Source organism: Nocardiopsis sp. CNS-639 (assembly GCF_000381685.1).
GTDB lineage: Bacteria > Actinomycetota > Actinomycetes > Streptosporangiales > Streptosporangiaceae > Nocardiopsis > Nocardiopsis dassonvillei.
In genome coordinates this window covers 139,250-147,264 of record NZ_KB906856.1, presented here as the reverse complement: position 1 = coordinate 147,264, position 8,015 = coordinate 139,250, and the positions used below count along the sequence as shown (strand labels likewise).

The 8,015-nt window shown below is 70.4% G+C and carries 9 protein-coding genes; 7 read left to right on the top strand and 2 right to left on the bottom strand.

From position 1 onward, the window contains the following. Positions 1-196 precede the first annotated feature (196 nt). From G011_RS0106055 to G011_RS0106045, 3 genes are all read left to right on the top strand, one after another. The gene (locus G011_RS0106055; RefSeq protein WP_019607703.1) at positions 197-1,162 is read left to right on the top strand and encodes a nucleoside hydrolase; all 966 of its coding nucleotides are present in this window, start codon (positions 197-199) and stop codon (positions 1,160-1,162) included. Between the two features lie 109 nt (positions 1,163-1,271). After that, positions 1,272-1,607: a type II toxin-antitoxin system RelE/ParE family toxin gene (locus G011_RS29565; protein ID WP_026338065.1), complete on the top strand. Its 336-nt coding sequence runs from the start codon at positions 1,272-1,274 to the stop codon at positions 1,605-1,607. Then, positions 1,607-1,933, top strand: coding sequence for a helix-turn-helix domain-containing protein (locus G011_RS0106045; protein ID WP_013155380.1), 327 nt, complete (start codon positions 1,607-1,609; stop codon positions 1,931-1,933). The genes G011_RS29565 and G011_RS0106045 overlap by 1 nt, the downstream gene beginning before the upstream one ends. A 190-nt stretch (positions 1,934-2,123) precedes the next feature. Here G011_RS0106045 and G011_RS0106040 read toward each other — a convergent pair whose 3' ends face one another. Continuing rightward, positions 2,124-2,741 (bottom strand): DUF47 domain-containing protein, encoded by a 618-nt coding sequence (locus tag G011_RS0106040; RefSeq protein WP_013155381.1) that lies wholly within the window; start codon positions 2,739-2,741, stop codon positions 2,124-2,126. Between the two features lie 424 nt (positions 2,742-3,165). Between G011_RS0106040 and G011_RS0106035 the strand changes: the two genes are divergently transcribed. The 3 genes from G011_RS0106035 to purM all read left to right on the top strand — a co-directional run bounded on the left by G011_RS0106035 (position 3,166) and on the right by purM (position 6,315). Then, positions 3,166-3,642, top strand: coding sequence for a sterol carrier family protein (locus G011_RS0106035; RefSeq protein WP_026338064.1), 477 nt, complete (start codon positions 3,166-3,168; stop codon positions 3,640-3,642). A 9-nt stretch (positions 3,643-3,651) separates the two neighbouring features. Further along, entirely contained in the window at positions 3,652-5,148 is a 1,497-nt protein-coding gene (gene purF / locus G011_RS0106030; RefSeq protein WP_026338063.1) for an amidophosphoribosyltransferase, read from the top strand. A gap of 102 nt (positions 5,149-5,250) precedes the next feature. Next, on the top strand, positions 5,251-6,315 hold the full coding sequence (gene purM / locus G011_RS0106025) for a phosphoribosylformylglycinamidine cyclo-ligase (RefSeq protein WP_013155384.1): 1,065 nt from the start codon (positions 5,251-5,253) through the stop codon (positions 6,313-6,315). A gap of 210 nt (positions 6,316-6,525) precedes the next feature. Here the strand turns inward: purM and G011_RS0106020 are convergent, their stop codons facing one another. After that, the gene (locus G011_RS0106020) at positions 6,526-6,753 is read right to left on the bottom strand and encodes a DUF3073 domain-containing protein (RefSeq protein WP_013155385.1); all 228 of its coding nucleotides are present in this window, start codon (positions 6,751-6,753) and stop codon (positions 6,526-6,528) included. A 233-nt stretch (positions 6,754-6,986) separates the two neighbouring features. On the opposite strand from G011_RS0106020, the gene G011_RS0106015 reads away from it, so the two are divergent. Continuing rightward, complete coding sequence (locus tag G011_RS0106015; RefSeq protein WP_036552281.1) at positions 6,987-7,838, top strand: hypothetical protein; 852 nt, start codon at positions 6,987-6,989, stop codon at positions 7,836-7,838. The last annotated feature ends 177 nt before the right edge of the window (positions 7,839-8,015 follow it).

Below are 8,015 nucleotides of genomic sequence, written 5' to 3'. Positions count from 1 at the left end.
ACCCGGATCCCTCCCCACCAGGGACGACCGGTGATCGGGTGGCCGGTTCGGCTAAACCGCTGCTGATACCCCTCTGACCAGGGACGACCGGTGATGGGGTGGTCGCTTCGGCTAGACCGCTGCTAGTACCCCTGGGATGACCGGTGAGCGAGTGACCGCGGGAGGCCCCCGCGGACGAGAGAACAAGAGGACAGGCGTGACCACACCGCTGGTGATCGACACCGACACCGCGCAGGACGACTGCGTGGCCCTCCTCATCGGGCTGCTGGACCCTGAGGCGGACCTGCGGGCCATCACCATGGTCGCGGGGAACGTCGGCTTCGACCAGCAGGTGCGCAACGCCTTCCTGACCCTCAGCGTGGCCGGTCGCCTGGGCGAGGTGCCGGTGTACCTGGGCTGCCGCCGTCCGCTCGTGCGCCCGTGGGTGAGCGCGGAGAACGTGCACGGCGACGGGTCTGGGGGCCTGTCCATGGACGTCTCCGGGTTGGAGACCGAGCGCGAGCACGCGGCGGACGCCCTGGTCCGGCTGGCCGCGGAGAACCCCGGCGAGCTGTCGATCGTGGCGATCGGACCGCTGACCAACATCGCGATGGCGGCCGCCAAGGACCCCGACTTCGCCCGCAACGTCGGCGCCCTCTACGTCATGGGCGGGTCCAACAACGGCCGCGGGAACATCACCGCCGCCGCGGAGTTCAACTTCTACGTGGACCCGGAGTCGGCCAAGGCCGTGTTCGCGGCGGGCTTCGAGATCACCGTGGTCCCCTGGGACCCGCTGACGCTGCGCCAGGCGGTGTTCGACCAGGAGCGGCTGGACGCCCTCGCCGCCCTCGGCACGCCGCTGTCGGACTTCTTCGGGCGCGTGTGCGCGGCGACGCTGGAGTTCGACCGCAGCGTGGGCATCGACGGCACCACCCACCCCGACTCCCTGACCGCCGCGGTGCTGCTCCACCCGGAGCTGGTGCGCCGCTCCGCGCGCTACCACGTGGACGTGGAGACCGCCGGGGAGCTGACCCGCGGCTACTCGGCCATGTCCTGGGGCGTGCACGGGCTGGAGGCGAACGCGACGGTGATCGAGGAGATCGACGCCGACGGGTTCTTCGACCACCTCGCCGGGCTGCTGTCCCGGCGCACCGTCCCGAACCGGACCGTCACCGGCCTGTAGCTTCCGACCTCCGGCTGCCCGGCACCTGACGGACACCTTCTCCATGCCATGTGCCACGGATCCATAACATCCGCACGAACGCGGAACACCGCACCACCACGCTCATAGCATCGAACTGGAGCCGGAAGTCGAGCTATGGCTGGAGGCGCTGTCTGACGAGGAATGGGCGCAGGCCATGTTCCACCTGGACCTCCTTGAGTCCCGCGGAGTCGGCTTGGGGTTCCCCTACACGAGCCAACTGGACGGCAAACTGCGGGAACTGCGCTTCTACTGCGGTGGGCAGCGGGTGCGCGTCACCTACTACATCGCGGGCGAGCGACGCATCATCATGCTGACCGTGTTCCGCAAGACCCGGGCGCGCGAGTCAGCCGAGGTCAGGCGGGCGACGAGGGCCATGAACGAGTGTCTGCGCGCCGGTCACACCGTCGACGGCGAGGAGGAATGATGAGTACCTCACCGAGAAGGACCCTGTCCGAACTGAAGTCGTCCGAGCGCTTCGACCGGCCCGGAGTCCGAGAGGCCTACGAACTCACCCGGCTGCGTTTCGAACTGGCTGAGACCGTCCGGCTGCGGCGGGAGCAGCTCGGCTGGTCCCAAGCCGAACTCGGGCGCCGGGCGGGCATGCCCCAGTCCAGCATCGCCCGTTTCGAGCACGGTGGCACGGAGCCGACACTGCCCACACTGGAGCGCATCGCCGAAGCCCTGGGGCTGGTTCTGCGGGTACGGATGGAAACCCCTACGGAACAGGAACCCGACTCCAGCGCCGCGTAGATCGTTCACACCACCGGGCACCGTCCCGAACCGGACCGTCACCGGCCTGTGAACCCGTCCCCTCGGCCCCGGCCGGGACGAGGGGTGCGCGCGGCAGGGCGACGGGACGCTCCAGCGGCCCCTGGGGGCTTCGGCGTGCGAGGGGGCACGCCCGCCCGCCTCCGGCCCCCACAGGGCGGTCCGGGGAGCCTCAGCCGTTCTTGACGACGATGGTCTCCACCGTGTTCGCGACGTGCTCGAACGCGTCCGCGGCGGTCTCCAGCTCCTCGATGACGTCCTTGAGCTTGAGGACCGTCAGGGCGTCGTACTCCCCGCTGAAGAGGCGGGCCAGGAGCTTGCGGTAGATGCGGTCGGCCTGGTTCTCCAGCTGGTTGATCTCGATCCAGTACCGGGTCAGGTCCTCCAGCGTGCGCAGGCGGGGCATCGCCTCGGCGGTCAGCTCGGCGGCGCGCTCCAGCACCTCGATCTGGTCGATGATCCCCTTGGGGAGGCGCTCCAGGCCGTACAGGCCGATGAGGTCGACGGCGGCCTCCATGGAATCCATCACGTCGTCCAGGTTCGAGGCCAGACGGTAGATGTCCTCCCGGTGGATGGGTGTCCCCGAGCTCTTGTTGAGGCGTCGCATGATCGCGTGGGTGGCGTCGTCACCCGCGTGCTCGCAAGCGCGCATCTTCTCGGTGATGGCCTCGCGGTCGGCGCCGTCACTCATCAGCTCCACCAGCAGGCGAGCCGCGATGACCAGGTTGTTCGCCGAGTCGGTGAACATCTCGTAGTAACTGTCATCACGCGGGCGCAAGCGCAGGCGCACGTCGTTCTCCCGATGGTGCGGTGGTGTTCCTTGGTGGATGTTAAGCGCGTCGGCCAGTTGGTCCGGCGCGGCCGGGCTGGGCGGCGCCGGTCCGGCGCCGAGGGGTTGGGCTGGCACGGACTTAGTCACCGCTTATTCATCTGGTGGTGCCGCCGCGTGGAACACCCTGGGGGTGCGGGGTCCATCGCAATCCTCCCAATCTCGACAACACCGGGACGGTTCGGGACGCTACCGTGTCCCGCTCCCGCTGGCCAGCGTCGCGCTGAGACAGGAATCACCCAATCGAGCGGAGACCGGTGGACAGTTCCACCGGGGTTCTTCGATGTCCACCTTCGGTCTATTTGGCCGCAATAACAAGTACCCCCTCCGTTCAACGAGCCGATCACCCGGCCACGCCGCGGTTCGGGCCCGTAGGCTCACCTCCATGCCTTCCGCCCTGAGCGCGAGCGCCGTGCGGCGCCTCCGCGCGTCCCTGGACGAACAGCTCTCCGAACTGGGAGAGGCCCCCTTCGAGGGGAACGACGAGGCCGCCGTGGCCGCCTGCGCCGAGGCCGTGCTGCGCGCCGGGGAACCCCTGCGCGCGGCCCTCAAGGCCGCGGTGCGGGGCACCCTGGCGGTGCTCGCGGACCGTGCTCCCGGTCACAGCCTGGAGGTGCGCGTGCCGCCGTACGGCGCCGTGCAGGCCGTCGAGGGGCCCCGCCACACCCGCGGCACACCGCCGGGCGTCGTCGAGACCGACCCTCTCACCTGGCTGCGCGTGGCCACCGGCCGCACCCCCTGGGAACAGGCGGTGTCGGAGCACCTGGTGCGGGCCAGCGGCGTGCGCTCCGACCTGTCCGGACACCTGCCCCTGTGGCCGGTACCTCCCCCGGGTGGTGCCCGGCCGACGGCCAGGCACTAAGCTGTGGGTGTGTCGTACTCCGACGGCCGGCTCACCATGGATCTCGATCCGCTCGAACGCGGCCCGCAGGACGCCTGCGGTGTCTTCGGGGTCTGGGCGCCCGGCGAAGAAGTCAGCAAGCTCACCTACTTCGGCCTCTACGCTCTGCAACACCGCGGTCAGGAGTCCGCGGGCATAGCGTTGAGCGACGGGGAACGGATCGTCGTCTACAAGGACATGGGACTCGTCTCCCAGGTCTTCAACGAGGCGACCCTGGACTCCCTGCGCGGCCACCTCGCGATCGGCCACTGCCGCTACTCCACCACCGGATCGCCGGTGTGGGAGAACGCACAGCCGACCTTCTACACGGCGCGCGAGGGGGGTCTGGCGCTCGGCCACAACGGCAACCTGATCAACACCCCGGAACTGGCGGCGATGCTGCCCGACACGCGCCGGGGGGCCACCACCGACACCGAGGTCCTCACCAACCTGCTGGCCGAGCGGGCCAGGAGCGGCAGTTCCGTGGAGGACGCCGCCCTCGAACTGCTCCCGCAGGTCAGGGGCGCCTTCTCCCTGGTGTTCATGGACGAGGGCACCCTGTACGCGGCGCGCGATCCCCAGGGCATCCGCCCGTTCGTGCTGGGCCGCCTGGGCGAGACCTCCGGCGCGGGCGGCTGGGTGGTCGCCAGCGAGACCGCCGCCCTGGACATCGTGGGCGCCAAGGTCGTGCGCGAGATCGAACCGGGCGAGCTCCTCACCATCGACGAGCGCGGGGTCCGTTCGCGGCGCTTCGCGCCCGCCCGCCGCAAGGGCTGCCTGTTCGAGTACGTCTACCTGGCCCGCCCCGACACCACCATCGCGGGCCGCAACGTCAACTCCACCCGTGTGGAGGTGGGCCGCCGCCTGGCCAAGGAGCACCCGGTGGAGGCCGACCTGGTCATCCCGGTGCCCGAGTCCGGCACGCCCGCCGCGGTCGGCTACGCCGAGGCCAGCGGCATCCCCTTCGCCCAGGGCCTGGTGAAGAACTCCTACGTGGGGCGCACCTTCATCCAGCCCAGCCAGACCCTGCGCCAGCTGGGCATCCGGCTCAAGCTCAACCCGCTGCGCGACGTCATCGAGGGCCGCCGCCTGGTGGTCGTGGACGACTCCATCGTGCGCGGCAACACCCAGCGGGCCCTGGTGCGGATGCTGCGCGACGCGGGCGCCGCCGAGGTCCACGTGCGCATCTCCAGCCCGCCCGTGCTGTGGCCCTGCTACTACGGCATCGACTTCGCCACGCGCGCCGAGCTCATCGCGGCGAACATGTCCGTGGACGAGATCGCCGCCTCGGTCAACGCCGACTCCCTGGCCTACGTGGACCTCGACGAGCTCATCGCCGCGTCGGAGGTGCCCAAGGACAACCTGTGCCGGGCCTGTTTCGACGGCGTGTACCCGATCGAGGTGCGCGACGACGCCCGGGGCAAGTACCTGCTGGAGAAGTCCTGCGGCACGCCCGAGGGATCGACGCTGGCCACCAGCGACAAGTAGTCCGCCGCCGGGCCCGCACGGGCCCGCGCGGCGGCTCCGCCGTGCCCTGGGAGGGGAGGCGGGGACCGCACCACCAAGCGACACAGCACGAGGAGAACTGGCGTGGCAGCCGAAAGCACGGGGACGTCGGGCGCGTACGCGGCCGCCGGGGTGGACATCGCCGCCGGCGAGCGCGCCGTCGACCTGATGAAGCGCCACGTGGCGCGCACCCGCAGGCCCGAGCAGGTGACCGACGCCAGCGGCTTCGCGGGCCTGTTCCGGCTCGACACGAACAAGTACAAGGACCCGGTCCTGGCGACCTCCACCGACGGCGTGGGCACCAAGGTGATGCTCGCCCAGCAGATGGACCGGCACGACACGATCGGCATCGACCTGGTGGCGATGGTCGTCGACGACCTCGTGGTCAGCGGCGCCGAGCCCCTGTTCATGACCGACTACGTCGCCTGCGGCGCGGTGGTGCCCGAGCGCATCGCCGAGATCGTCGGCGGCATCGCCGAGGGCTGCCACCAGGCGGGCTGCGCGCTGGTCGGCGGTGAGACCGCCGAGCACCCGGGCGCCATGGAGCCGGACGAGTACGACCTGGCCGGTGCGGGCACCGGCGTGGTGGAGGGCGACGCGATCCTGGGCCAGGACCGGGTCCGCGAGGGCGACGCCGTCATCGCGATGGGCTCCTCGGGCCCGCACTCCAACGGCTACTCGCTCGTCCGCAGCATCGTGGACCGGGCGGACCTGGACCTGTTCGCGCACGTCCCCGAGCTGGACGGGGTGCTGGGCGAGGTGCTGCTCACCCCGACCCGGGTGTACGCCAAGGACTGCGTGGCGCTGACCGCGGCCGTGGAGGTGCACGCCTACGCGCACATCACCGGCGGCGGGCTGGCGGCCAACCTGGCGCGCTCACTGCCCGACCACCTGGACGCGGAGCTGGACCGCTCCACCTGGGCGCCCGCCCCCGTGTTCGGCTACCTGGCCGACAAGGGGGGCGTGGGCCGGGAGGACATGGAGGCCACGTTCAACATGGGTGTGGGCATGGCGGCGATCGTCGCGGCGGACGACGCCGAACGCGCCCTGCGGGTACTGTCCGACCGCGGCGTCCCGGCCTGGCGGCTGGGCACGGTGACGGCCGGTTCGGGACGGGCCGTCCTGACCGGCGAGTACCGCGGCGCGTGAGGAGCGGACGCGAACATAGCCGGTGCGAACCACCGCAGTGGTTCGCACCGGCTATATCCACCTGTCCGCTACGGCTCCCGGGAGCGGGAGCCGTGACCGCCACAGGTCAGCGGTTGTTGTCCGAGCGACCTGAAGGTCTCGGTCTGCCGGGTACCAGTCCTACCGGGTACCGGTCCTGCTGGATACCGGTGCTGCCGGGTACTCCGGGTACTACTTGTCCGAGTCCGAGTACTTGTCGGCAAGATCCGCGTAGCGGTCGACCAGGTCGTCGTGAGAATCCGCGTAGGAATCATCCGGACCCGACGGCCCGGAGGGAGACCCCTCGTCCTCAGCGACACCCAGCTCCGACCGCAGCCGCTCAAGGTCGGTCCCGCCGGAGCTGTACTTGAGCTTCCGGGCGACCTTCTGCTGCTTGGCCTTGGCTCGGCCGCGCCCCATTGGCTCGACCCCCTCAACGATTGGGTTCCGACGAACCCCAGATCACTTACAAACCCGCACTATCGGGCTGACGGCCGTCAAACGCGACTGACGACAGGCGCCAGCTTACGTACACACACAACCGTACCTGGTCGGCCCCCGTCGTGCCTACGCCACCCGGGTGTGACGGATGTGGTGAGCGCACGTAACGGCGGCCGCACAGGCTACCCGTGGTGAGTGCCACAGACAACGATATGTGCCACGATGCGTTCGTGCTGCCCTACACCGCCTATCTCCGCGTCTACCAGCCGATCAACGCCTTCTCTCCGTACGAGCGCGGTTACTGGGAGGAGTACGCCGCCTCCCCCGACCGGCCCCGGCGGATCAACGCGCTGGCGGCGGAGCACGCCGAGAGCCTGAGCCGCCTGGTGGCCACGCCCCCGGTGGTGGCGCCGGCGGAGGAGAGCCGCAACGCCTACCTGCGGCGGGTGAACGAGCGGCTGTACGTCTGCCCCTGGCAGACCCGGCTGCGCTCGTGGCGGGCCTTCACGGAGTTCACCAGCACGATGCCGGTGGGGGTGAGCACGGCGTTCGTGCCCGTGGACGAGGCGGAGCGGGCGGAGGAGGAGTACCGCGAGTGGCGGGACTCGGGCGCTCTGGTGCGGCCGGGGATCCTGTCGAGCAACTGGACCGTGCCGATCCCCTGGTTCGTGCCCTTCGAGGCCCAGGAGCGGTGCCTGGTGCTGTCGGCGAACTCCACCCGGACCCTGCTGTACCTGACGCGGACCTCGCTGGCCCTGAGGCGGCTGGAGCAGACGGCGGCGGTGCTGCGCGAGCACATCGGCGAGCACGCGGTGTCGGCCGCCACCGAGCAGCTGACGGACTGGCTGACGCTGACCGCGCACCCGGACTCGCTGCTGGAGCTGGACTACGGCGGGCTGCCGCACCTCCTCAGCGACGACCACCTCGGCGAGGACCACTCGGTGGCGGAGGTCGCCGGGGCGATCGAGGCCCTGGCGACGGGGGACGGCCGGCGCGTGGTGGAGCTGCGCGAGAGGCTCACGCGGCGCTGGAGGTCGGTACGCGCACTGGAGCACGCCAACTGAGGGTTACGGTGTCACCACGTTTTCGTGGACACCCATCGCCTTCTGTCGTCATCCGAAAGGGCGTACACGTGCGCGCCACGCCGGTTACCAACCTGGTACACCAGGTTTCTCTCTCTTCCTCCGCCGTCTTTTCGCACGTGACAAGGGTGCGAGCCCGGACGTCGCCCGCGCACGACA

Bases quoted from the DNA above. Each gene is read 5' to 3' on its own strand.
- G011_RS0106045 (WP_013155380.1), top strand. From the start codon at position 1,607: ATGAGTACCTCACCGAGAAGGACCCTGTCCGAACTGAAGTCGTCCGAG.
- G011_RS0106035 (WP_026338064.1), top strand. From the start codon at position 3,166: ATGCCTTCCGCCCTGAGCGCGAGCGCCGTGCGGCGCCTCCGCGCGTCC.
- G011_RS0106020 (WP_013155385.1), bottom strand. From the start codon at position 6,753: ATGGGGCGCGGCCGAGCCAAGGCCAAGCAGCAGAAGGTCGCCCGGAAG.
- G011_RS0106015 (WP_036552281.1), top strand. From the start codon at position 6,987: ATGTGCCACGATGCGTTCGTGCTGCCCTACACCGCCTATCTCCGCGTC.